This is a genomic window from Microbulbifer mixtoriginis (SeqCode), assembly GCF_052467235.1.
On sequence record NZ_CP174305.1, the window covers coordinates 2,300,177 to 2,324,817 of the forward strand.

A 24,641-nucleotide genomic window follows, 5' to 3' on the forward strand; every position below is an offset into this window, starting at 1 on the left:
GCTATGTCTGATACATTAATTTTAATAATAGGAATTGGCGTATCTATCTGTATATTAATAGGGGTAGGACTGACTATCTATGAATTCCATAAGGCGGGTTATGAGCCAGTTGGAGATCGATCGAAGAAGAATAAGTCTATTAAATAATTTCGAGAAACTTATAAGATAAAAAGGGAAGCCAATGGCGTCCCTTTTTGTTTGCGAAAGCCCTTTGATTAGAAGCTATAAGTCATTTTTCCGTAGATAAAGCGTCCGCGTGGGTCATGCTGAGATTGTACATAGCCATAAAGATCATCTTCTCCATCACCAATTGCGAAGGGTGGTTCTTCATCAAAGAGGTTTTCTGCCCCTAGGCTGACCACCATATTATTAAATCCGGTATATCTGGCTTGGAAATTTATTGTCATGAAGGAATCTACGGTACGATCCGTACGGGAGGCGCCAACGTCAGGGATATCCTCAAACTCACCGATGTAATTAACTCCTGCAGTTAGGCCAAAGTTATTGAGAGCCCAGTCAGCAGTTGCCATCCATCGATGTTGTGGGTATTCATACTCTCCAGCTAAATCCTCTGTAATTGGGTCCTCTGTAGAACCCAGGCCAACACGTTCAAATTCAGCAAGATAGGAATAATCTAAACGCAGGCCAAGTTCCCCACCAGCCAGGGCTAATCCACTATACACAGCGGTAAAATCAATGCCAGAGACATCTTGCTCCCCAATATTCAGATAGCTACCGTAGATATCCTGAATTGGGCCTAAAGTATCGCCTGGTTTCAGAGGATCTGCACGGACACAGATGACACTGTCCTGACTACCACAGTATTTGTCATAAAGATATTGAGCTGGTTCTGCCTCAATCTTATTTTCCTGAATGATATTCCAGTAGTCTAAAGATAATTTCAGACCATCCATTGGTTCAAGAACTGCGCCGATATTGAATGATTCGGATTCTTCTGGCTCCAAGTCGGTATTGCCCGTGAAAACAACGGTATAGTCGGTCCTTGCACAGAAGGCATCATTCACTGCACAACCGTAACTATCTTCAATAAATAATGATTTTTGTGATGGTCCCAATCCTACTTGAGCTAAGGATGGGGCGCGGAACCCTGTACCCCAAGAGGCGCGTAGAGAAAGCATTTCATTTGCGTTCCACAGCAAACTGGCCATAGGGTTTGTGGTATCGCCGAAATCACTGTAGTCGTCGTAGCGTCCAGCCAAGCTCAGTTCGAAGTTGGCGGGCAGGGGAATTGCAAACTCGATAAAGGCAGAGGTGATATCACGACTAGCTTTGGCAAAAACAGATTCAGTACCAAAAATTAAACCACGCTGGAATTGGTCATCGGGGATATCGGATATCTTTTCCTCGCGGTATTCAAGCCCAGTAGCCATGGCAATGGTGCCGTTCTGGGTTTGAAATAAATCACCACTGATTGAAAAGTCGTAACCAGTGAAATCAGACTTGCCTTGTCGAACCAGATTGGTGGTTATCGCATCAATTACTGAATCGGGATTCTGAACTCCACCAAAAGGATTGTATCGCCCTGCATTGATTTCCTGCTGGAGTAAGTCAGTGCGAACCCAGCCTTGGGAGCGGTCACCTGTTTGGGTCGATTCGCTGCGAGAGCGCTGAACTGAGGCCTCCCAATCCCACTCAGCAATACTGCCGCGCAGACCGAAGACACCACGTAGGTTATCGGTCTCAATATCCCATTGCCGTGCGCCGGCATCTACAGTGCGGTAGCGGTAGATTTTTACATCTTCACCGAAGGGATTGTTGGGGTGGTCTGCAAGTACATAGAGATTAGCCTTGTCGTCCAAAGGTGTTGGCGCACCCTGGGCTACGGAAGTGTTGTGCTGCACAGCAATTTCGCTAAAGAATTCAACGCTCTCAGTCAACTGGGAATGGCCAAGCATCAATAGACCGGTACGCTCCGATTCTGGAGTGAGCAGGTTCCAGGGGCCATAGTTGTATACGCAGACACCTTCGGAAACGCGATCCTGCGGGCAGTTTGGATCGGCAACAGTGGTTCCATCACTTAAGGTAAAGCTACCTGGGTAGCCACGGGATGATCGGTTGTCTGCGCCTCCGCGACTTTTTAAATTAGGGTTGTCTAAACCACGCTCAGAGCTGGTAAGACGGGTGTTTGCACTGTGATCCAAAATTACAGTGAAGTTGGAGCTTTCCCCATTGATGCCCCAAACAGCTGAAAAGGACCGTTGGGAGTAATCTTCCGCACTGCCGTAATCCATTGAGACTTCTGTGCCTTCGAAATCTTTGCGCAGTACCAGGTTGACCACACCGGCTACTGCATCGGAGCCATAGATAGCCGAAGCACCGTCTTTCAGAATTTCCACTCTTTCAACCGCTGCCAGGGGAATGCTGTTGATATCGACGAAGTTCGTGCTGATACTTTCAGCGAAAGAGCTGATAGCAACACGCTTACCATTAACCAGTACGAGCGTGGCATCAGCCCCCATACCACGCAAACTCACCGCAGCAGCACCGTTGGCGGTGGAATCCTGGTTGTTACCGCGGGTGGAGAAAGTGCCGTTACCGGCGGCGGGGTTTTTCTCAAACAGTTGCTGTAGGTTGGTATAACCGGATTTCTCGATGCTTTCGCGGTCCATTACCTGGATCGGGGTAGCATTTTCAAATTCAGAGTTGCGGCTGATTCGGGAGCCGACAACGGTGACCTCTTCAATAGCACCTTCCTCGGCGGCGAAGAGAGCCTGTGGAGTTGTTGAAGCGGCCGCGGCCAAAATGGCAGAGGCCAACACATTGCGACGGAGAGTGAATTTTTCCATGTTTATTGCTCAACTTTTTTATTGTCATAGTCCATGACTGGCCCAAATTGGCTGGTCGTCGAGCAACACTAGCAATGGCGGAAAACTGAAACAATTAGCTCAGAGCTGGGCAAAGACCCCGTGGATAAATGGGTGAAGTGGGTCGCTTTTTCTGGATGAAATAAACGCCAAAACTGCTAAAGGCAGTGTATTAGAAGCTGTGGCAGAGCTTAAAGACTGTTAAAAGGAACGCTAGTAATTTTGAAGTGGACGTAGTTGGCTACAGAGAAAAAACACAGCCGCTGCCAGGACAATAGAGGGCCCGGCTGGCGTGTCCCATAAAATAGAGGCGAGCAAGCCGAGCACTACGGCGAGGCAGCCGATCAGGGATGCCAGCAGCGCCATTTGCTCTGGAGTGCGGGAGAGCCTGCGCGCGGCAGCAGCGGGAATAATCAGCAAGGCGGTGATCAGCAACACACCAACCACTTTCATGGCAATGGCAATTAGCAGGGCTAGCATCAGCATTAGCGCCATGCGTATTCTCTCTACCGGTACACCTTCCACCGAGGCCAGCTCCTCGTGCAGAGTGAAGGCTAATAATTTTTCCCATAGCCAATAAAGCAGAGTGAGGATGCCCACGGCAGTAACAGACATCAGCACCAGATCTTGGCTGCCTACGGCGAGTAAGTCGCCGAGTAACAGGGAGAGTAGGTCCACCTTAATTTCGAACAGGCTGACAGTCACGATTCCGAGAGCGAGCATCGAGTGGGAGAGAATCCCCAATAGAGTATCCACGGCTAACTTCTGCCTGCGCTGCAGGTACACCAGTAGAATTGCCAGCAAACAGCAGGTTGCGCCAACGGCGAGGGTGGGCATGATGTGTAGTACAAAGCCGAGGGTGACACCGAGCAAGGCTGAGTGAGCCAGCGTGTCACCGAAGTAAGCCATGCGCCGCCAGACGGCAAAACAGCCCAGTGGGCCGCTAACTAATGCGACTAGCAGACCGGCACCCAGGGCGTACCAGAGAAATTGGCTGTGCAGTAATTCTCCGAATTCGACCACTTATTGTTGCTCTCTATTTTTGCCGTTCGACTTTGTACCAGAGTGGTTGCACTCTCCGGCAATATCGCCACTCAGTTTGTGCTGATGGTTATGCTGGTGGGTATAGGGAGCCACGGTATCGCCAAAGAGCGCCAGGTAGGCGGGATCTTTGCTCACCTGTTCCGGGTGTCCGTGACAGCAGATGTGTTGATTGAGACACAGCACCCTGTCGGTGGCGGCCATCACCAGATGTAAATCGTGCGACACCAGCAGCACTCCGCAGCCCAGCTCATCGCGAAGGGTGGCTATCAATTGATACAGCTCACTCTGCCCACCAACATCGACGCCCTGGGTGGGCTCATCCAGTACCAGTAATTGCGGTTTGCGGGAGGCGGCGCGAGCGAGTAGTACTCTCTGCATCTCCCCGCCAGAGAGGTTTGCCAGGCTGGCTTGTAACAGCTGCCCGGCACCCACCCTATCCAGTGCAGCCTGTGCTTGAGTAGTCTTTATTCCCGGCTGGCCCATTTGTAGGAAGCGCTGCACGGACATGGGCATCGAGTTGTCTATGTGTAAGCGCTGGGGCATATAACCAATTCGCAAGCCCGGTTGGCGCCAGACGGTGCCACTTGTAGGCTTGGTCAGCCCCAGTAATAGTCGCAGCAGGGTGGTCTTGCCGGCGCCATTGGGGCCGATCAGGGTGACAATCTCCCCCTGAATCAACTCCACGGAGATATCCCGGAGTAATTGCCGGCCGGCGAGTTGTAGCGCGACACGGTCGGCGGTAATTAGCGGCGGGGAAGGGTTCAGGACAAAATCTCCGGGACGGGCGTGAAAAACCGTATGTTGGTGGCCTCCAAGCGAGGACTCAAAAGGAGAGTCTGTCACCAGTCGGGCTGGCGGCACGAAGCCGGTTGTGATTATATCTCAGTTTTGCGTCGCCAAATGTCTCTCATGTCTCCCTCTTCGCGTGTTTTCTACTTTTCCGCCCTGATGTTGTTCTGCCTCAGCCTGCTGGCCTGTGGTAAATCGCAGCCCATTGAGCGCACAGAGCTGGTGGTGAGCGTGCGCCCGCTGGCACTGATCGCACGGGAAATTGCCGGTGATAACGTGCCGGTGAAAATATTAATCCAGGGGGCCGACCCCCACCATTACGCCCCCAGTGTTGCGGAGCGGGCACGTCTGGAGCGCGCCTTATTGATGATTTGGTTGGGGCCTCAGATGGAGGGGCTGCTGGCCGGGCAGGTGAATTCGCTACCCGAAGAAAGGCAATTGCAGTTATTGGGCGCAACTGAATTTGAGTACCAGGGGGCCAATGCAGCCGATCCCCACCTGTGGCTGCGTCCGCGCAATGCGGCATTGGCTGGGGCCCTGATTGCTGAGCGCCTGGCACAATTGCAGCCGCAACAGGCTGAGCTGTATCGCAGTCGCGCCCGCGACTTTTCCCAATCTATGGCCAGCCTTCAGAAAGTGCTGGACCGGGCCCTGTGGGCCTACCGCGATGTACCCATAGTGGTGACCCATGATGCTTATGGGCATTTCTTTGGCTCCGCTGGGGTGAATACCCGTGCTCTAAGCAATGGTAGCGGTGGCGGCCGCGGTGCACGCGCCATGTTAGGCCTCAGTGGGATGGGGCGAGGTTGCCTGTTTGGAGAAGTCCCAGAAAATACTCGGGACCGGCAAGTGGCAGAGCATTTGGGGCTGGAATATGTCGCTCTGGACCCCCTCGGCGAACAGCTGGGGCCCGATGCCAGCTATCGCGACTTGATCGAGTCACTGTTGGTACAGGCGCGCAGCTGTCTTAGTGAGATACCCGACAGCGGTGTAGATGAAGCAGAGGAGTAAACTGGGCCCCAGGCAATTTGATGTCGACTTGGGAAAAAAATGGCCCGACAGTTGAGGCGCGGGCCATACCTTATAAGAGCCGTTTAACCGGCATTACCGGATTTATTTTTGAATTGCAGAAGTTTTTCTGCGCGCGCTGAATCTCTCTCAGCCTTGCGCTGCATCTTTTCCAGTTGACGCATCTGGCGTTGAAATAACGCTTCACTCTGTTCCCTGGTGGCTTCTTCCAGCATCAGCTCGTGACTTGGTATCTGTGGATAATCTGCTGTAGCGGAGACCGTTTGCTGGGACTTTTCCGTTTGGCAGGCAGATACCGCGGCTACTGGCGATGCTAGAAATGAGGCGGTAAATAGCAGTGCGGCGTACATCACTCCTCTCATAATAAGAATCCTTCCTGTACATCTGTGGGTAACTTTTTTGCGGAAATAAAAGGCCCCGTGCCGCCTGTGGGCGGCCATTGGCATTTGTTTCCGGGGAGTTGGCGATTAATGAAAGTCGCTACCGGCAAGACTAGACAAGCCTGAGCATTTGGTGAGATTGCTGCGTCGATTGTTAGTAACCCAGCGTCGAGATGAGTTGGCTTTGCCGCAGGGGCTGTGGTGGCGGTAAATGTTCTGCCTGGCGCTAGCGAGCGGAAAAACTGTGCAAAGGGGGGTATCCTATCGGCCAATCCAGCGCCGCGAGCGCCCGACAGGACAAATAACAGAATCCCGAGATTTATGAGTAAACAAAGCACCCCTGCCGCCCCGCTGATCCTGGTGGATGGCTCCTCCTATCTGTACCGCGCCTTTCACGCTCTTCCGCCGTTGACCACCAGCCAGGGCAAACCCACCGGCGCCGTGCGTGGTGTGATCAGCATGCTGCGCCGCCACTTGAAGGAGCATCCGCAAAGCCCAGTGGTAGTGGTGTTTGATGCGAAGGGAAAAACCTTCCGCGATGAGATGTTTGCCGAATACAAGTCCCATCGCCCTCCCATGCCGGACGACCTGCGCGAGCAAATTCAGCCGATCCACGACATTATCGATGCCATGGGGCTACCGCGCCTGGTGGTAGATGGGGTCGAGGCGGACGATGTGATCGGCACCCTGGCCCTGGAAGCCCAGCGTAAGGGCCAGGAAGTGATTATCTCCACCGGTGATAAGGACATGGCGCAATTGGTGCGCCCCGGCGTCACTCTGGTCAATACCATGTCCAACACGGAGATGGATAGCGAAGGGGTTGTGAAGAAGTTTGGCGTTGGGCCGGAGTTGATTATCGACTTCCTCGCCTTGATGGGGGATAAATCCGACAATATTCCCGGTGTCCCCGGAGTAGGGGAAAAGACGGCGCTGGCGCTGCTGCAAAATCTCGGCAGCCTCGAAAATATCTACGCAGACCTGGACGCCATTGCACCGTTGGGATTCCGCGGCGCCAAGACTCTCGGCAAGAAAATGGCCGAACACCGCGAGGCGGCAGAACTCTCCTACAAACTGGCCACCATCAAGACCGATGTGGAGATGCCTTATCACCCACAGGATCTGCATAATGCGGATCCCAATTCCGATGCCTTGATAGAGCTGTTCACCGAGAATGAATTTCGCGGCTGGCTGGAAGAGCTGACCAGTGAAGAGTCTGAAGAGGCCATGGCTGAGGCGGTTGAGCGGGATTATGTCATCGTCACCGAGATGACAGAATTCGACGCCTGGCTTGAACAGCTCAAGGCATCTGAGATCTTTGCTTTCGATACCGAGACCACCAGCCTTAACTATATGCAGGCAAAACTAGTGGGGGTGTCTTTCGCAGTCGAGCCCTATCGAGCCGCTTATGTGCCTCTGGCCCACGACTATATGGACGCACCTGAGCAACTGCCCTTCGATGAGATTCTCGCCAGGCTGAAACCTCTGTTGGAAGACGAAAAACAGAAAAAGGTGGGGCAAAACCTTAAATACGACAGTCATATCCTGGCCAACTACGGCATTGAGCTGCGTGGTATCGCACGGGATACGATGTTGGAATCCTATGTACTGGACAGCACCGGCAGCCGCCACGATATGGACAGCCTGGCACTAAAATACCTGGGCGAGCACACAGTTCATTTCGAGGATATCGCCGGTAAAGGCGCGAAACAGCTTACCTTCAACCAGATTGAGCTGGATAAAGCCGGTCCCTATGCTGCTGAAGATGCGGATATCACTTTGCGTCTGCACAATGAGTTGAGCGCACGCCTACAGAGGGAGCCGACGCTGCAAAAGGTACTCGATGAAATCGAGATGCCACTGCTACCGGTGCTCGCACTTATGGAGCGCAACGGCGCCTATATCGATGCGAAAATGCTCGCCGAGCAGAGTGCCGAACTCGAGCAGAAGATGCGTGCGTTGGAGCAAAAGGCTTACGAGGTGGCCGGTGAGGAATTCAACCTGGGTTCCACCAAGCAGCTGGGAGTCATTCTGTTTGAGAAATTGCAGATCCCGGTGATCAAGAAAACCCCCAAGGGGGCGCCATCCACTGCTGAAGCGGTACTGCAGGAACTGGCCCACAATCACGAGCTGCCAGCGCTGATCATGCAGTATCGCGGTCTGGCCAAATTGAAGAATACCTATACCGACAAGCTGCCGAAAATGATCGACCCCAGCAGCGGACGGGTGCATACCTCTTACCACCAGGCGGTGGCGGCCACCGGTCGACTGTCCTCCAGTGACCCCAACTTACAGAACATTCCTATCCGCACTGAGGAAGGGCGTCGTATCCGCCGTGCCTTTACTGCGGACCCGCGCATTAATGGCGGTAGTGAAATTATTGCGGCGGACTATTCACAAATTGAGCTGCGCATCATGGCGCACTTGTCTGGGGACAAGGGCTTAGTGGATGCCTTCGCCCACGGAGCCGACATTCACCGCGCCACTGCTGCAGAGGTCTTTGAAGTGGCGCTGGATGAAGTCAGTGATGAACAGCGCCGCCGTGCCAAAGCCATCAACTTTGGCCTGATCTACGGTATGTCAGCGTTTGGCTTGGCCAAGCAATTGGATATCCCACGCGCCGATGCGCAGACTTATATCGACCGCTATTTCGAACGCTATCCCGGTGTGTTGCGCTATATGGAGGATACCCGCAAGCAGGCGGCGGAAAAGGGCTACGTAGAGACCCTGTTTGGTCGTCGCTTGTATCTGCCGGAGATCAACTCGCGCAACGGCATGCAACGCCAGGCGGCCGAGCGTACCGCGATCAATGCGCCGATGCAGGGCACCGCCGCAGATATTATCAAGCGCGCCATGATAGCCGTGGATGCCTGGCTGAAAGAGCAGCAGCTGTCGACAAAACTGATTATGCAGGTACACGATGAACTGGTACTCGAAGTGCCTAAGGATGAGGTTGAGACAGTGGCCAGTGGTGTACAGGAGATTATGCAGGGCGCTGCCCAATTGCATGTGCCTTTGATTGTGGATCTGGGGCGCGGCAAGAGCTGGGATGAAGCGCATTGAGTTTCTCAATTTAAGCGACTGGTTCATCCATTAAGTAAAAGAGCCAGTTCAATGAGATACGCCGGTACAAGATGGCTTAATAGGCGTCTTTTTGATGAAAAAAGTGCCAATAAGTGTGTTTAAATCGGCGTTTTTGCATTCTTTGCGCGAAATCGTGGAACTGTTCCGGCGACATCCCCTCTAAAAAGGCAAGATCGTTGGAATGCGTCATCATCCCCCAAGGAAGTCAGATGTTTGCCCCGGAACTCCCCCAAGTCCGGGGCATTTTTTTTGCCTTCAAATTAAACCCTTCTACAGCTCTCGCTTTTTCATGGATTAAGCGACACAAGTAATTCCCGCAGGCCCGCTGGCGTTCATCTGGTCTAGTCTGAGCACTACAAAGATTTCATTCGTTTGCCATAACGTCTGGGCGGCTAGGATTATTAACTGCCCTTGTCCCCTGGTTACCGAGAGGGCCATCAATGCAGAACAAAACTATAGCGTTGGCAGCGGAGCACAAAACTCTCCAGGCTTCTCTCACGCTGCCCCAGGAGGCGCGTGCGCTGGTGATCTTTGCCCATGGCAGCGGTAGTAACCGCAACAGTCCGCGCAATATCGCCGTGGCTCGACGTCTGAACGATGATGGATTTGCCACACTTTTATTTGATTTGCTCAGCAAAGAGGAAACCCGTGCAGATGAGGCTACCAGTGAATACCGCTTTGATATCGACCTGAGTGCCCGGCGCCTGGTGGAAGTGATCGATTGGGCCGCACATGGGGAAACTACACGGACTCTGCACATCGGACTATTCGGCGCCAGCACTGGGGCTGCGGCAGCGTTGATTGCCGCCGCCGAGCGTCCGTCCCTGGTGGGTGCGGTGGTTTCACGGGGCGGCAGACCGGACCTGGCCGGTTCCGACCTCCCCCTGGTTAAGGCGCCCACGCTGTTGTTGGTAGGCGGTGATGACAAGCAGGTGCTGGAATTAAATAAAGAGGCCCTAAATCATATGGTCAATGAGCCCCGCTTGCACTTGATACCCCACGCCGGTCATTTATTTGAGGAACCCGGTGCCATGGATGAAGTAGTGCGCATGACCGAGCGCTGGTTTCGTGCGAGTTTACTATGAGTAGACTGAAACTATTTAGCCTGGATGCCGGCGCCGATTTTGCTGGTCGTGTGGCTGCAGCCCTGGGTGAACCATTAGCTCGCCACGAAGAGCGATGCTTTGCCGATGGTGAGCATAAAGTGCGCCCATTGGATGATGTCGAGGGGGCGGATGTCTTCCTGGTGCAATCCCTATACAGGGACCATTGCAGTAGTGTCGATGAAAAACTGCTGCGTTGTTTGTTCTTCATTGGCGCCCTGCGCGATGCAGGGGCGGCACGTATTACCGCAGTAATGCCCTACCTTTGCTACGGACGCAAAGACCGCCGCACCAAATTACACGATCCACTGCCCACTCGCTATCTGGCCAGCTTGTTTGAGGCCGTGGGGACTCAGGTGGTCGTGACTCTCGATGCCCACAACCTGGCTGCGTTCGAGAATGCTTTTCGCTGCCGCACCTTACATTTGCTGTCGGAATCGCTGTTACTGGAGTTTGCGCTGAGTCAGCTGTTGGCGGAGCCGCGACCACTATCGGTTTTATCGCCGGATGAGGGCGGTATAAAGCGCGCGGAGGCCTTGCGCGAGGCCCTGAGTGAGCGTCTGGGGCGCCCAGTAGGTTGCGCTTTCGTCGAGAAGTATCGCAGTGGAGAAAAAATCAGCGGGGGCACCTTGGTGGGGGAAGTGCAGGGGGCGGTCGTGTTGGTTGTGGATGATCTTATCGCTAGTGGTGCAACGCTCTGTCGGGCGGTGGAAGCTGCCCATGGAGGCGGGGCGCAGCGTATCCTGGCACTGGCCAGCCACGGCCAATTTAGTGGCGATGCTTTCTCAAACTTGTCACAACTACCCTTGGAGGCGGTGGCAGTGACCAACTCTTTACCCCAGTTAAATTTGCCACAGAGTTTCCATCTACTCGACTGCGCCCCATTGATGGCGGAAGCGATTCGGCGCCTGCATGATTGTGGTCCGGTGAGTGAGCTTACACTTTAATTTTTTCAGTAAATTAGTCTTATCGACAAAGTAACTCTCTGCTTCACATCTGTCTTACGCAAATTTGGCGCATAAATACTCCTCTGAAATCCTTTCCATCCCTATCACGCGTTATTTTTTCCGCCCCTGAGCCGCATTTACATTTATTTACTTAAGTAATGGGAACAAATGGGGCAAATGTCCTATCGAATAAAACAGATCATTGTTGCTCCCTAACCCCAAAGCGTTCAGCTTTTTAACCCCGGAATTCCCCAAACCCGGGGTTTTTTTTGTCTGCGCGCAGGAGGATTTGTTTTCCGCCTCTCTGGACCTTTCTCATTAGCTGCTGATTTATTGGTGTCTTTGGAACCTATTTCCGGAAATTAGTGATTAAAGGGCATAGTATTCGCGCACCTCTGATCGTGGTGTTTACTGGCTGGGAAACGAATCTGAGCCAGCCTAACCTTCCAATATGCAAGGTGTTTGCATATGTAGAGGAACCCTCAGACGTACCCGTCCCCCTGGGTGCGTCTGGCAAGTGCCCCACCCCAAGGGCACTGACCCCTAGCCGGCAGCCCCCATCTGCCGGCTTTTTTTATGCCTTGTTCTCAATACCTCCCTAAGAGTCTTTTCATTTGTCTCTTTCAATTAAATGCGCTTGCAAATGATAATGTTTCTCATTATCTTTAATTTAAACCTAACAGGGGGGTTACCGTGAATTTACGTTACCTATGTGCTAATCACCGCCAGTGGCTGATTGAGAATAACGATCGTGCGGAACAGGCGTGGTTGGATTGGATGGAGCGCGGCAGGATGCTGTGCGAAGAGGGAAATCATAGTGAGGCAATTCCCTACCTGGGTTGCGCGTTTGATGTGGCGGGAATGCTGCTCACAAGCGAGTGGCCCAGCTATGCCGTATCTGCAACACGTTTTAGTGAATGTGCCGCTCAATTAATGGCGGCTTACCGGAAGCAGGGAGATGAAAAACACCACCACTACCTCCTTGTTGGAGCCAGTTCTGTTCTCGCCCGCCAACTGGGAGATCGCGATAAACAGCGGCTTGCCGCTGACTGCATCAGCGCACTCTATACGGATGGGGACGACGAGCCGGCACCCTTACTTGCCGGGGGAAAGCTCGTATCCCATGGCGGGGCGAACCTGCAGTTGCATTAAAGGGGAGGCGGCAGCAGAGGTCGAAAAATCCTCGCGTCTGCTCACCGTTGCTATTTGCGAGGATACCCTGGTGGATCTGTTAGCACAGCGTGCCCTCTGCGCAGAGGCCCTGCACTGTGCGACCCCCCAAGCGCGACGTCGTCTGCGTGAGTTGCTACTGCGTTCGCTGTTGCCCGGGGGAGAGAACATTTCGCCGGGCCGGAACTGACAGGGTGATCTTGGAGCCCCCGACCTCCTTGATCATCGCTTTGACTTGCAGATCGGTGGCTTTGGCCTAGATGCTCACTGAGCAGAACCGCGTGCCAAGGCGTAACTGGATCCCGTCTCCCCCAGAGTTTGCTTTAGCTTTCAGTCTCGGTTGGCACTTCAGCATCGGTCTGGGGCGCCAGCCAGGTGTTTAGCTTGCGCTCCAGCTTGTCGAGGCCGGTTTTTTTCAGTGAAGAAAAGGTCTGTAGGGTAACGCCGCGACTCAACCCTTGCTCCTTGAGGGATTTCTCCACGGCGAACAGGGCGTTGTTGGCCGGGCCATTTTTCATTTTATCGGCCTTGGTAAGCAGGATATGCACGGGTAGTCCGGCCTCTACCGCCCAGGTGAGCATATGCAGATCGAACTCCTTGAGAGGCTGGCGTATGTCCATTAATAACACCAGGCCGCGCAGGCAGGTGCGCTGCTCCAGGTACTCGGCCAGATGGCGCTGCCACTCGTCTTTCATAGCACGGGCTACCTTGGCGTAGCCATAGCCCGGCAAGTCTACTAGGCGCTGGTCTTCTGACAGGCTGAAAAAGTTGATCAGCTGGGTGCGCCCGGGGGTTTTAGAGGTGCGCGCCAGCTTGTTGTTGCTGGTCAGGGCATTGATGGCGCTGGATTTGCCCGCATTGGAGCGGCCGGCAAAGGCCACCTCGGCGCCAATGTCTTCAGGACACTGTGCCAGAGTGGGGGCGCTGGTGAGAAATCGTATGGAACGATAGTTCAGTTTCTGTGGTTGGGCTTCAAATTTGTTAATTGGCATCGTTTAAGTCTGCTGATTCAGTACACTCGCTTGGCGCGCAAGTATATAATGCCGCGGTTTTCGCGTCGCAGGACTATCGGGGGCGACACGAAACGCCATATTTCAGCGCGCAACGGGACGACGTATGAACAGCATTATCAAGAACACTGCTCTGGCACTCGGTTTGGTTTTCGGCTTGGGGGCCGTACCTTTTGCAATGGCTTCTGGCGATGCTGCTGCGGGCAAGGCTAAGGCCGCCCAGTGCGCCGCCTGTCACGGTGCTGATGGCAACAGCCTGTCACCAGCTTTCCCAAAAATCGCTGGCCTCGGTGAAAAGTACCTGTACAAGCAACTTCAGGACATCAAAGGTACTCCTGATGGTGAGAAGGCCCGCGACATACCGCAGATGATCGGTCAGCTGGATAACTTTAACGACCAAGACTTGCAGGATATCGCCGCCTACTTCGCCTCCCAGCCAATGCAGCTGACTGGCTCCACAGCCTTCCCGGTGATGCTCAATAGTGGTGACAGTGTCGATAGCCTAATCCTTGGCCGCAAGCTGTTCCGTGCAGGTAATAAAGAAACTGGCGTACCGGCTTGCATGGGCTGTCACTCTCCCACAGGTCAGGGCAATGCACCAGCGGGTTATCCGCGTCTGTCCGGTCAGTATCCGGAGTATATTGAAGCGCAGCTGAAAGCCTTCCGTGCGGGTACTCGTGCCAATGATGGTGAGATTCGCACCATGCGCACCGTTGCCAAGCAGCTCTCCGATGCAGAGATCAAGGCGGTTGCCAACTATATCGCTGGTCTGACCGACTAAAAGGGTTAGCCACAGTAACGAGAGGCCGGTCACACACCGGCCTTTTTTGTGCCCGACGCTCGCTCAAGTGGGCGGGAATTGGGTAAAGTATTGCCACTTTTGCGACCTTTCCTTGCGCCTGGCGCTGGGAACTTAAATAATCTGCGCTGTCTATTGTGTCCTCAGTGGCCCGACAGTATGCCGCCAAATCAGGCGCTCGAACCACGAATGTACAAGCTGGAGAAGACTTATGAGAGCAGTTCTCGCCCCTATAACGATGGTTTTGGCTGTGTTGTTCAGCCTAGTCGCCTGCGCCCAAGAAGGCGGTGAATTCAAGGCGGGCCAACACTACCAAGTGCTGCCACAGGCGGTAGCGCAAAAAAACGCCAATAAAATCGAAGTGACCGAGATGTTCTGGTATGGCTGCGCCCACTGCTTTCATTTCGAACCGACCCTGGAGCGCTGGAAAGAAAAAATGCCCAGTGATGTCTCCTTGGTGAAGCTGCCGGCTATCTGGCAGCCAGTGATGGATGTTCACGCCCGCTTGTTCTACGTGGCTGATGCCATGGGTGTTCTGGAAAAAATGCACACTCCGCTGTTCAACACCATCTACAACCAGCGCCAAATGCTGGCGATTCGTGAAGGTCGCAACTTTAAGCCCGACCTGGCTGCTATTGAAGCCTTATTTAACAAGCATGGCGCCGATGGTGCCAAAGCGGCCAAGCTGATGAACTCCTTCGCTATCAACAGCAAGGTCAAGCAGGGTGTCGCCAATCAGCGCGCCTATAAAATGACTGGTACACCTGAAGTGGTTGTGGCTGGTAAGTACCGTATCAGCTCCTCTCTGCCGGGTTACAAGGGCAAAAGCAATGGTCAGGAATTGATGCTGCAAGTAGCGGATTACTTGATCGCCAAGGAGCGCGCCGATCGAGGCTAATAGCCCATCTGAAAACAAACCCCGCCCAGTGCGGGGTTTTTTGTATCTAGGCGTTTGCCACAATTAACGACTACCACCCCTTTCGTTATCTGCCAGTAACAGGAAGTCATTTTTGCGGAATTCATGGACTTTACTACTCTTGCTGGCCCTCTCAGTTCAATCTCTTTGGGCGCAGCAGGTCACGGAAAATGACAAGCTTGCCGCGCGCGCGAGCAATCTGCTTTCCTATATCGCTGTGGATTACGGGGATGCCATCGATAAAGGCCAAGTCATCGATACAGGTCTCTATCAACTCCAGCAAGACCATGCTGCCCAGGCGCTGGATCTGGTGCGGAAGTTGCCAGATAAACCGGGCCGTTCAGCCCTGGAAAACAGCATCGCAGGGTTACAGGAGGCTTTGAGCCGACGGGAGAATGCTGAAAAAGTGCGAAGGCGCGCCAATGAGATAGCCGACCGATTGGCGGCTCTCTATCAAATGCAGCGCTCACCAGCCCACTCACTGCCTTCAGCCAGCTTGGCTGCTCCCCTTTTCCAACAGCGCTGCGCCAGCTGCCACGGTAGATGGGGCCAGGGTGATGGAGCCCTGCCCGATCTGCGTGATGCTAGGCGGATGGCGAGTTTCAGTCTTTATGACCTCTACAATACTCTCGACCCTAACGTGGATAGTGTGCATAGCGAGCGGGTTGATGGCGACTTAAATAGTCGCCAGCGCTGGGCTCTCGCGGTGACGGTGGCCGCTTTTGCCGTAAAAAATCAGCTGCCACCCTCCGCCGATCTTGCCGAGCGCTATCCAGCACTGATCAGTCTGCCGGGTATGGCGGTAACCCGACCGATTGAATTGCCCACTGATGCCAGGAGTGCCTTATTGTGGTGGCGGGGCCACCCGCACCTGATCCGCTCCCTCGAACACCCCCTTACTCGCGCAGAGGGGTTACTAAGTCTGGCGGAAACCGCTTATAGAGGCGGTGACAATGCCGGTGCTTATCACAAATTGATGCTCGCCTATCGAGAGGGCTATAAGCCGTTACAGCAATCCATTGAAATGAGCGACCGGGTTTTGTACGGAAAGTTACAAGCCCAATGGCAAACATTGCGCCGAGAAGTGCTCTCAAACGCGCCCAATACTGATGTGATCACTTCAATTCAAAATTTAGGCACCTTGCTGGGAAGAGCCAGAGCACGCCTGGAACCAATGCCGGGGGGACACATCAGCTATTTATGGGCGGCATTGCTCTTTGCATTGGCACTGGCACTGGGGGTGTCACTTTGGTGGGGACTGCGCTGGAGAAAGCGGTCTAGACTTTAAAGGGTTTGTGCGCCAAATCAGCTGATCAGCCGTGAGGAAGTCGCCGTGGCAAGATCCTTATTCTCCGCTCTTATTCTCTGTTGTGTGGTGCCGCTTCAGGCGGCTGAACCGCTAGATGCCTTTCCTGCAGAAGTTGAGGGTAAGCGTCGCCATGTTATTGAGTTGCCCAAGGTGGTCGATGAGAGCCGCTTTATGGTTGAGTTAGTGCCAGGCAAGAATGCATTGGCCGATTGCAACCTGCGTAGTTATAGCGCGCCCTTACAGCGCCAGGTTCTACCGGGTTGGGGTTACCCCTATTATGTGCTGGCAGAACCAAAGCCTTCCAAAGGTACCAGTAAAGTTTGCGGGTCCGATTCCGAATCGCGCCGTTTTATCCGCGTGCGCGGTAACGGCCTGATACTGCCTTATTCAAGTAGCCAGCCCCTGGTGGTGTATTTGCCGGAGGGCGTCCAATTGAAATACCGTGTGTGGCGTGCGGATAAAAACCTGTCTGATGCTCACTCAAAATAATGATTGCTCGTAGCCCTATCTAACAGCCTTTCTAATTCCACTCCCCCATAGTGGCGCCTCAATAAATATTTTTAATGCTTCTAATGCCATTGTGGGATTTAGCGTCTAGCCTTACTAAGCAAGGGATGTGAAAAATAGCGCCTGTGCGATTTTTCACGCCGGTTTTTTTGGCCTGTGGCCGTAACCGGCCAGGAAAATTGGCGGTGACGCCAGCCGCCGTTTACAGCAACCCCTTTCCGCGGTTCTTACCGTGGAGCACTTACGGTAGAGCAGCGCATGAAGTATTTGCGTAATCCCCCTTCGAATTTTGTGTTTGTCTCCATACGACAGAGTTGTGCCATTGCCTTAATGCTGTTCCTGTTATTGCCCTCGATGGCAACGGCGGAATCAGCTCAACAAAGGTGGGCGGGCAACTGGTTGGTAGTGAGTGAAGGTGACGACCAACTGGTTTGGCAACTCAATGCCGATGGCTCCGGTTATGCCTATGGCTTTAACTCCGGTGGCAGATTGACTCATGGCTTTGCCATTAACTGGCAACTGGATGGTGATCGTGTGCGGGTCCGCACCGGTGCTTCCGTTAGCTGTAAGGGCGGTGTGGTCTCGGTGGCGTTTCGTGGTTGGAGCCGCTCCACTCTGTTATTTGCCGTAATAGACGGGCGGCACTGGCTGCAGGCTGGCGGTGGGTTACTGAGTTTCCAGCGCCGATTGAGTGACTGGAGTACGCCTAAAGCGGGTAGTAACTGCCCCAACATTGCCAGCTGATTTTTGGGTCCGAGTAAGAAACAAAAACAGGAATTTTCCACTCAGGGAGGGGAGCGCCGAACATTGGAGTAGAGCTGTGATGCAAAAGTCCTTGGTTTTGACTCTGGTATTTTTGCTCACAGCATTTTCAGTTTTTGCCAAGGAGGAGCAGAAAAAAAAAGAAAAACAGAGTGAACAGACACAGCAGCACAATGCAGGCTGGCACGCTCAATCCAAGCTGAATGCCAGCCAGTGGGTGGGTGCCTGGCTAATCTCCAGAGATGGGGAGGCCCGCCATGTATGGAGTCTCAAACCCGATGGTACTGGCCGCTCCTACGCTTTTCTCCCACATGACGGAAAAATGCAATTTGCTTTTGGTTACGATATCCACTGGTATTTTGATCCTTTCACCCAAATGGCCAATATAAAAACCGGTCGTAGAATCATTTGCCGCAGAGGAAAAATATATCCCTATTTTCTCACCTTGAAATCCTATGAGAGCGATTATTCAGTGCGAGGTAAATTTGCCTGGCAGACTACCTGGACGGAAGTGAGTATCGGTCGGGATCGCCTGCATAAATCTCTGATTGTTTTTGTTGCACCATTATCTGCCTGGCATGATCCTGGCAAGGGTGCTCCCTGTCCCGAGTTCCCTCGTGTGCGTCTGGAAAAAGCGATTGATAGAATGTTGCAACGCTGGGAAAAGAAAGATTCCCCCGATTTAGAGGTGAATACTGCACCAGCTCCGGGCGAGCCAGAGCTAGAAGGAGAGGAGCTGAAAAAAACCAATAAAAAGAGGGTGAAAACCCGTCAGCGAAATTAAAATAAAAAACCTCTGAGACAGTGGTGTTGTCATCCATTAATAGAACGTGATGATCAAGCAGGTCTTATGGCCATGTAGTTTTACCTGTGGGAAATGTTCCCTCTGGATAATTACACTAGGTGGTTTCTGACTGGTAACCATTCGCTGAGTATTTTCACAGCAGGTTTTTTCAACGGCAAACCGGATATGACTGCAGAAGTTTCCCTCGCAAATATCCTGAGAAATATGTGCCCAAAGTTACATGAGGAAACCTACGTGTTTTGCCAGGTGTCGGATGCTCGGCTCGAAGAAGTCTTGACTCAAAGCCTGTGTATCTTCCGCGAAGGCGAGGGGATGAGCGCGATCTTACCCAGATGCTTGGCACAGCAGTATGGGATTGCTTCCAGCGGGCCCTTCAGACAAATTACCCTGCAGGTCTTTTCCGGTCTCAGTGCGGTGGGCCTTACCGCTACAGTCGCCAGGGAGCTGGCTGATGCGGGCATAGTGGCGAATATGGTAAATGCCCTGCGTCACGATCATGTCTTTGTCCCTGAAGAGAGCGCGCAGCGAGCCTTACAGCTTTTACGCGGGCTCAGTAATCGGGTGTATTACACCTGAGCGCTTGCCAGTGCGTATTAATTACCCTGAACCCCAGCCCCACGGCGAGATTCGCCAACTACTACCAGACCTGTTCTTCGTCCCTGGGACCGTAAAACTGGCACCGGCGGTTACCATTAACCGCAACATGGCCATTGTGCGTTGGCAGGAAGAGCTGATACTGGTGAACCCGATACGCCTGCGCCCAGCGCAAGAAGAGAAGTTGCAGGATCTCGGCCGAATAGCTCATGCAGTGCGTCTTGGCTACCATCACGGCCAGGATGATCTTTATTACCGTGACCATTTTGATCTGACTTTTTGGCGGCAGACCGGCTCAAACTTTTATCCACCCAGTGCTGATAGATTGGTGAGGGATGGTGGTTTTTGTCCAATACCCGGCAGTCGCTTCGTGGAACTGCGTTATAGCCGTTACCCAGAGGCATTCTGGTGGCTGCCCTTCAATGACGGCCTGTTGCTGGGCTGTGATGCTCTGCAGTATTGGGGGAAGTGGAGCGGTTGTAGCTGGTTTGGCCGAAATCTGCTGCGACTGTCCGGTATGCGCTCGGGGATGCAGGTACCGCCTGCCTGGCGAACACGGATGACTCCTGAAGGCCGGGACCAACGCTGTTGGCTGCAGGAGGATTTTGAGCGCCTGCTACAGCTGCCCTTCCTACACTTTCTGGCAGCCCATGGAGAGTTTTGTGCGGATCGGGCCCATGAGGAAGTGACCGCAGCAATAAGCCGAGCCTTTCCTGGGCTCTACAAGGCCGCCTGAATTCTATATATTAACCCTTTCAAGTAAGTGATCACTCACATCTTGGTGCTCTGCACTAAGTCTGAACGTGGTAAGATTGCGCTCCTTTTTGGTGCGGTGTTGGTTCTGTCTGGCAGACCGCAAAGATTTATTCGAGAAGTAGTAATCCGATGAAAAGAAAAGTCCTGCTCAGCGGCCTGCTGTCGTTGCTACTGGTGGCCTGTATGCCAGTTTCCACCAGCACAGCCCCAAGCGCGAATATCGACAATATCAGTCGGGATGTGAATTACCTGGCTTCTGCAGAGCTGGCGGGAAGAGACACAGGCAGCGAAGGCTACCTCAAGGCAGCGCAATATGTGGCCGCACAGTTCCAATCCATGGGGCTCACTCCGGCTGGCGAGCAGGGATATTTCCAGGATGTACCTTTCCGTAGTGCCAGCTGGAATGGCACTGAGCCGACTTTTGTTTTAAAGGGGAGCAAAGGTGAGGTCGGCTTTGCCTTCGGGGGGGACTTTATCACTTCGCCTTCTGCGTCCAGTGAGCAGGCACGCTTGGAGGCCGAGCTGGTGTTTGTTGGCTACGGAATTGAAGCGCCGGACTATGGCCTAGATGATTATGCCGGATTGGATGTGAAGGGTAAGATTGCAGTGATACTGAGTGGTCGCCCGAAGAGTCTGCCCAGTGAAGTGGGGGCTCACTATGCATCAAGTCGCAACAAGGGTGAGACCGCTGCTCGTCATGGTGCGGTGGGTTATATCACCATTTATACCCCCGAGCGCGAGAAGCGCCGCCCCTTCGTGCGCTATGCGGAGCATCGTCACGATGAGACTTTCGACTGGGTAAACCGAAAAGGCGAGCCGGGCAGCGCTATCCCCGGTTTGTATCCTGGTGTATTGCTTGATATCGATGCGGCGAGCAAACTCTTCGACGGTGCCCAACAGAGCCTCGCAGCTATTTTCAGCATTATGGAAAAAGGTCAAAATCCCCGTGGATTTTCGCTGCCTTACCGCGCTGCCCTGAGTACAAGCTCTAGGCACGAGGAAGTGCGTAGCCCCAATGTTGTGGCCGTATTACCGGGTAGCGACCCGGTGCTTAAAAATGAATATGTGGTCTTCTCTGCACACCTGGACCATATCGGTAAAAAAGAAGATGGCCAGATTTATTACGGCGCTCAAGATAACGCTGCAGGAATCGCAGTAATGCTGGAAACCGCACGGTTGTTTGCGGAGTCTGGCCAAGCACCACGACGCTCTCTATTGTTTGTTGCGGTGACCGGAGAAGAGAAGGGATTACTCGGCTCGGACTACTTTGCCGAATACCCTACCGTACCTCTGCAGTCCATCGTGGCCAATATCAATCTGGATATGCCCATGCTGCTCTACCCATTCCGCGATATTATTGCCTTTGGTGCCGAGCATTCGTCCCTTGGCCAGATTGCGGAGCATGCGGCAAAACTCAGCGGTTTAAAATTGAGCCCTGATCCCATGCCAGAAGAAGTGATCTTTGTTCGTAGTGATCACTATAATTTCGTTCGCCGCGGTGTGCCCTCTATTTACCTAATTACTGGGCGCGAAGCTCAGGATCCGAATATTGATGGTACCGCTAAACAAGTGGCATTCCTGAAAGAGAGCTATCACAAACCCGGAGATGCGCCTGATGCTGGGGTGAGCTATGCAGCTGCCAGGCAGTTCACCGAAGTTAATTATCTAATTGCCAGGGAAGTGGCGGATGCTGAGGATAAGCCTTCATGGTATGAGGGAGATTTCTTTGGGGACCTGTTTAGCCAGTAGTTAACGTGCGCTAGTGGTTATTGGAGATTCCCTCGATACCTGGCTAATTTGAGTGGGGAATCTCCAGGTCATGAAGCTTTCAGTCGAATTTCTCGAGTTGCAGGGCCTTTAAAACTATTGCGGTAAGTACCTATTACCTCTTTAGAAGTAAAATTGGGCCTAGGCTTAACTACGAGTGAAAGGTAGATATCTTTTTCAGGTTGCCCACTCCAACAACGGTATTCAGAATAGGGTTCAGGCCAATTTTCTTCTTGGCCGACCAGTGAAGAGACTTTAAGTAGCTTACCGAGTGGATCACCACTGCACTTGGCAAGCGCCTCCTTCATAGTCCAAGATTTTATAAACTCTCGCTCTAAGAGGGCTTTCGGTAAGCTTTGTAACCAGGACACCTCATAGGAGCTAAAGTAATTCTGGGCTATTGCCAGCCAATCTCTTTTGGGATGGTCTCTTTCACAGTCAATACCAACCGGAATTTTTCCAATGGAGACTGCAAGGTAGTCTGCCGTATGGCTGATTGAGAGGTTGACAATAGGGGTTCCTGAGAAATTGGCAACTGTAGGGTTCTTAGGGTCAACTTCCAGATCAGAAGGGTGGTATCCGAACCGTTCAGCAATAAGGGTTTTCGCGAGTAGGCGCCCGGCTAAAAATTGCATCCTCCGATTCGGGTTGCGAATGTTTTTTAAACGTAAATGTTCCGTGTCACTCAATAAGAAAGATGAGTTCGCCTGCCAATCCTCAGGCCAATTTTTGAATGAAGAACAAGTAAAATAAAGCATAAAGTCTTATCTATCGATTCAGACTTAGATTGTAATCACTAACAAAGCTGAATAGCAGAACGGCTCTCATGGTAAATGGTTGAGGAAAAGATGGGGTACATACATCTTCAGAAATGCCTCAGAAATAGACCATAAATGCCGGATTGGGCAATTAAGAATCATTCTTAAATTTAGAGTTTTTTACCTTAAATTGTCACCTTAAGGGAATTTTATTCTTGGTGAGGGATTTGTCATTTTTAGTGGCCCACGAAGGCTTAAGTTGACCTTATGCCAGTGAAATTAAGGGCGCTAGTATACGAGAAATGTCCTAAGGAATAGTTCTCGTGTATTTAGGTGTAATAAAGAAACTCACCAGTCCCAATTGAAGGTTCTTTTGCTAGCGGGAATTGATCATTTTGTGTACCATTCCCGCCCTGTTGCCGGTCACGAAAAGCTCAAAAAGCCACCTAAAAACAATGGTAGAGCTGGCTGGATACTAAGGCTTGATATTGAGGGTTGGAGCCAAGCTCCATAAGAGTAGTTTGTCTATTGAATTTGTAATTTCCGATTGGCGAGCTTGGTATGCGGGGGTTTCGGAACCTGCGGACTGGCATCGATGGCACAGTGGCGAGTTAGAACTGCAGGAAGATACCCTGGCTGATGTCTCCTTTCTTCCGGCGATGCTCAGGCGCCGCCTGAGCCCATTGTCTAAAGCCGTATTTAATAGTGCTTACCCACTTCTGCAGCAGAGAGATATCCCCCTGCTGTGTTGCTCTGTGCACGGAGAGGCGATGAGAACTTACTCTCTTCTACAGGGGGTTGCTGCGGAAGAAGATTTATCCCCTACGGCGTTTGGTTTATCAGTACACAATGCGATCGCCGGCCAATTGTCTATAGCGAATAAAGTACGATCTCCAGCTCTCGCTTTAGCGGGTGGTGACTATCCATTACTGGCAGGTTTAATGGAAGCTACCGGTATTTTGCGGGAAGGTGCAAAAGAAATACTGCTGATATTTTGTGAGGAACCCCTGCCAGAAATGTATCACCCTAGCACCCAAAGTCCCTCAGGTGTTTGTGCTACAGCTTTACTCTTAACCTTACCAGTTGAGGGAAGTAAGGGTACTGGAGTGACTTTGCTAAATTCTTCGAGCGTCAGACTAAAAACGGCATTTGAAGAGGCTGATTATCAGCTACCTCTGATAAGCGCGCTTATTAAAAACTCAGGAAAAGTACCTGTTGCCAAAGGGTGGGAGTTACTAATCAATGCAAACTAATTTGGAGTCTGGCAAGAGGTATGATCGGTATTGGTTTAGGCTGATAGCCACTGCCGTTGCGTTTAGTCTATTTGGTTTTGGTGGTCTGATCCTTCGATTTATTTTATTTCCACCTCTCAGAATTTTATACCCTAATGCAAATGTACGTATGCGTAAGGCTAGGTTAATCATACATCATGCCTTCCGTTTGTTTATTGGATTTATGCACAAAACAGGGATATATACTTATGATTTCAAGGATGAGATTAAACTGCAAGAGCCCGGCCAATTAATACTGGCTAATCATCCCACTCTTATTGATGTCGTTTTTCTTATATCTCGAATACCTAATGCAAACTGTATTGTAAAGGCGAGTCTATTTCGAAATCCCTTTATGCGTGGTGCTGTAATGACTGCGGGTTATATTCCCAATGATGACCCGGAAAAAATAATTGAGCTTGCCTCAAAATCTTTGAAAAAAGGGGAGTCAGTGGTTTTATTTCCGGAAGGAACCCGCTCTGTGCCAGGGAAACCATTCAAGTTCCAGCGGGGGGCTGCCTATATGGCACTTCGTTCTGGTATTAGTCCGACTCTGGTTACCATTCGCTGCAACCCGCCAATGCTGATGAAAAATATCCCGTGGTACAGCATTCCGTTATCGCGGCCACATTTTGAATTTGATGTCTCTGAATCTTGGGAGATTCTCAAGATGAAAGAAAAAAGCGAAAGCCCATTGGTAGCCAGGCAAGTTACCCAAGAATTAAAAGCATTTTATACTGAGGAGTGTGCTGCGTGAATGATTTGGTTGAAGAGCTAAAGACACTGATTATTGAGGTTCTAAACCTAGAGGATATTACACCAGAGGAAATCATCGCAGATGAGCCTTTATTTGGTGAAGGTCTAGGTTTGGATTCCATTGATGCGCTTGAGCTAGGTCTGGCATTGCAGAAGAAATATAACATATCTATCGATGCGGAAAATGAAGATACCAAATCACATTTTGCTAGTGTGAACAGCCTGGCAAAATTTGTTAATGGTAGCCGCGCGTAAGAGAGATA

24 protein-coding genes are annotated in these 24,641 nt (G+C 52.1%); 18 read left to right on the forward strand and 6 right to left on the reverse strand.

Going from position 1 to position 24,641, the window contains the following annotated elements:
* Positions 1-215: 215 nt before the first annotated feature.
* The 3 genes from ACJJIO_RS10140 to znuC form a co-directional block, all read right to left on the reverse strand.
* Positions 216-2,807: a TonB-dependent receptor gene (locus ACJJIO_RS10140; protein ID WP_444910910.1), complete on the reverse strand. Its 2,592-nt coding sequence runs from the start codon at positions 2,805-2,807 to the stop codon at positions 216-218.
* Positions 2,808-3,038: 231 nt separating this feature from the next.
* Positions 3,039-3,848, reverse strand: coding sequence for a zinc ABC transporter permease subunit ZnuB (gene znuB / locus ACJJIO_RS10145; protein WP_252084015.1), 810 nt, complete (start codon positions 3,846-3,848; stop codon positions 3,039-3,041).
* Entirely contained in the window at positions 3,849-4,634 is a 786-nt protein-coding gene (gene znuC, locus ACJJIO_RS10150; RefSeq protein ID WP_444910985.1) for a zinc ABC transporter ATP-binding protein ZnuC, read from the reverse strand.
* 135 nt (positions 4,635-4,769) lie between these two features.
* Here znuC and ACJJIO_RS10155 point away from each other — a divergent pair, with 135 nt between their 5' ends.
* Entirely contained in the window at positions 4,770-5,669 is a 900-nt protein-coding gene (locus tag ACJJIO_RS10155; protein ID WP_444910911.1) for a metal ABC transporter substrate-binding protein, read from the forward strand.
* Positions 5,670-5,752: 83 nt separating this feature from the next.
* On the opposite strand, the gene ACJJIO_RS10160 is transcribed toward ACJJIO_RS10155, so the two are convergent.
* Positions 5,753-6,049: a hypothetical protein gene (locus ACJJIO_RS10160; protein ID WP_444910912.1), complete on the reverse strand. Its 297-nt coding sequence runs from the start codon at positions 6,047-6,049 to the stop codon at positions 5,753-5,755.
* A 339-nt stretch (positions 6,050-6,388) separates the two neighbouring features.
* Here ACJJIO_RS10160 and polA point away from each other — a divergent pair, with 339 nt between their 5' ends.
* From polA to ACJJIO_RS10185, 5 genes are all read left to right on the forward strand, one after another.
* Positions 6,389-9,127 carry a DNA polymerase I gene (gene polA / locus ACJJIO_RS10165; RefSeq protein ID WP_444910913.1) on the forward strand — a complete coding sequence of 913 codons (2,739 nt, stop codon included), beginning with the start codon at positions 6,389-6,391 and terminating at the stop codon, positions 9,125-9,127.
* A gap of 461 nt (positions 9,128-9,588) precedes the next feature.
* Complete coding sequence (locus ACJJIO_RS10170) at positions 9,589-10,233, forward strand: dienelactone hydrolase family protein (protein WP_444883305.1); 645 nt, start codon at positions 9,589-9,591, stop codon at positions 10,231-10,233.
* Positions 10,230-11,198 carry a ribose-phosphate diphosphokinase gene (locus ACJJIO_RS10175; protein WP_252084020.1) on the forward strand — a complete coding sequence of 323 codons (969 nt, stop codon included), beginning with the start codon at positions 10,230-10,232 and terminating at the stop codon, positions 11,196-11,198. The genes ACJJIO_RS10170 and ACJJIO_RS10175 overlap by 4 nt, the downstream gene beginning before the upstream one ends.
* Positions 11,199-11,891: 693 nt before the next feature.
* Entirely contained in the window at positions 11,892-12,350 is a 459-nt protein-coding gene (locus ACJJIO_RS10180; protein WP_444891681.1) for a hypothetical protein, read from the forward strand.
* Positions 12,322-12,558, forward strand: a complete 237-nt coding sequence (locus tag ACJJIO_RS10185) for a hypothetical protein (protein WP_444891680.1) — start codon at positions 12,322-12,324, stop codon at positions 12,556-12,558. The genes ACJJIO_RS10180 and ACJJIO_RS10185 overlap by 29 nt, the downstream gene beginning before the upstream one ends.
* 133 nt (positions 12,559-12,691) lie before the next feature.
* Here ACJJIO_RS10185 and yihA read toward each other — a convergent pair whose 3' ends face one another.
* A complete protein-coding gene (gene yihA, locus ACJJIO_RS10190) occupies positions 12,692-13,360 on the reverse strand; it encodes a ribosome biogenesis GTP-binding protein YihA/YsxC (protein ID WP_252084022.1) in 669 nt (222 codons plus the stop codon).
* Between the two features lie 124 nt (positions 13,361-13,484).
* On the opposite strand from yihA, the gene ACJJIO_RS10195 reads away from it, so the two are divergent.
* The 9 genes from ACJJIO_RS10195 (at position 13,485) to ACJJIO_RS10235 (ending at position 21,575) form a co-directional block, all read left to right on the forward strand.
* A complete protein-coding gene (locus tag ACJJIO_RS10195; protein WP_252084023.1) occupies positions 13,485-14,159 on the forward strand; it encodes a c-type cytochrome in 675 nt (224 codons plus the stop codon).
* Between the two features lie 229 nt (positions 14,160-14,388).
* Positions 14,389-15,075: a thiol:disulfide interchange protein DsbA/DsbL gene (locus ACJJIO_RS10200; RefSeq protein ID WP_252084024.1), complete on the forward strand. Its 687-nt coding sequence runs from the start codon at positions 14,389-14,391 to the stop codon at positions 15,073-15,075.
* A 112-nt stretch (positions 15,076-15,187) separates the two neighbouring features.
* Complete coding sequence (locus ACJJIO_RS10205; protein ID WP_444910914.1) at positions 15,188-16,381, forward strand: c-type cytochrome; 1,194 nt, start codon at positions 15,188-15,190, stop codon at positions 16,379-16,381.
* Between the two features lie 45 nt (positions 16,382-16,426).
* Positions 16,427-16,891: an ecotin family protein gene (locus ACJJIO_RS10210; protein WP_444887656.1), complete on the forward strand. Its 465-nt coding sequence runs from the start codon at positions 16,427-16,429 to the stop codon at positions 16,889-16,891.
* Between the two features lie 276 nt (positions 16,892-17,167).
* Complete coding sequence (locus ACJJIO_RS10215; RefSeq protein WP_252084027.1) at positions 17,168-17,653, forward strand: hypothetical protein; 486 nt, start codon at positions 17,168-17,170, stop codon at positions 17,651-17,653.
* Positions 17,654-17,729: 76 nt separating this feature from the next.
* The gene (locus tag ACJJIO_RS10220) at positions 17,730-18,455 is read left to right on the forward strand and encodes a hypothetical protein (RefSeq protein ID WP_444910915.1); all 726 of its coding nucleotides are present in this window, start codon (positions 17,730-17,732) and stop codon (positions 18,453-18,455) included.
* Positions 18,456-18,641: 186 nt separating this feature from the next.
* The gene (locus ACJJIO_RS10225; RefSeq protein WP_444883311.1) at positions 18,642-19,052 is read left to right on the forward strand and encodes an ACT domain-containing protein; all 411 of its coding nucleotides are present in this window, start codon (positions 18,642-18,644) and stop codon (positions 19,050-19,052) included.
* Between the two features lie 10 nt (positions 19,053-19,062).
* Entirely contained in the window at positions 19,063-19,806 is a 744-nt protein-coding gene (locus ACJJIO_RS10230; protein WP_444910916.1) for a hypothetical protein, read from the forward strand.
* A gap of 149 nt (positions 19,807-19,955) precedes the next feature.
* Positions 19,956-21,575: a M28 family metallopeptidase gene (locus ACJJIO_RS10235; protein ID WP_444910917.1), complete on the forward strand. Its 1,620-nt coding sequence runs from the start codon at positions 19,956-19,958 to the stop codon at positions 21,573-21,575.
* Positions 21,576-21,643: 68 nt separating this feature from the next.
* Here ACJJIO_RS10235 and ACJJIO_RS10240 read toward each other — a convergent pair whose 3' ends face one another.
* Positions 21,644-22,351: a 4'-phosphopantetheinyl transferase family protein gene (locus ACJJIO_RS10240; RefSeq protein ID WP_444910918.1), complete on the reverse strand. Its 708-nt coding sequence runs from the start codon at positions 22,349-22,351 to the stop codon at positions 21,644-21,646.
* 521 nt (positions 22,352-22,872) lie between these two features.
* Here ACJJIO_RS10240 and ACJJIO_RS10245 point away from each other — a divergent pair.
* From ACJJIO_RS10245 to ACJJIO_RS10255, 3 genes are read left to right on the forward strand one after another with little or no spacing between them, the layout of a single operon-like run.
* Positions 22,873-23,604, forward strand: coding sequence for a beta-ketoacyl synthase chain length factor (locus tag ACJJIO_RS10245; protein WP_444891673.1), 732 nt, complete (start codon positions 22,873-22,875; stop codon positions 23,602-23,604).
* Positions 23,594-24,379, forward strand: coding sequence for a lysophospholipid acyltransferase family protein (locus ACJJIO_RS10250; RefSeq protein WP_444891672.1), 786 nt, complete (start codon positions 23,594-23,596; stop codon positions 24,377-24,379). The genes ACJJIO_RS10245 and ACJJIO_RS10250 overlap by 11 nt, the downstream gene beginning before the upstream one ends.
* Positions 24,376-24,633, forward strand: a complete 258-nt coding sequence (locus tag ACJJIO_RS10255; protein ID WP_444883316.1) for an ApeE family acyl carrier protein — start codon at positions 24,376-24,378, stop codon at positions 24,631-24,633. Before ACJJIO_RS10250 ends, ACJJIO_RS10255 begins: the two co-directional genes overlap by 4 nt.
* The last annotated feature ends 8 nt before the right edge of the window (positions 24,634-24,641 follow it).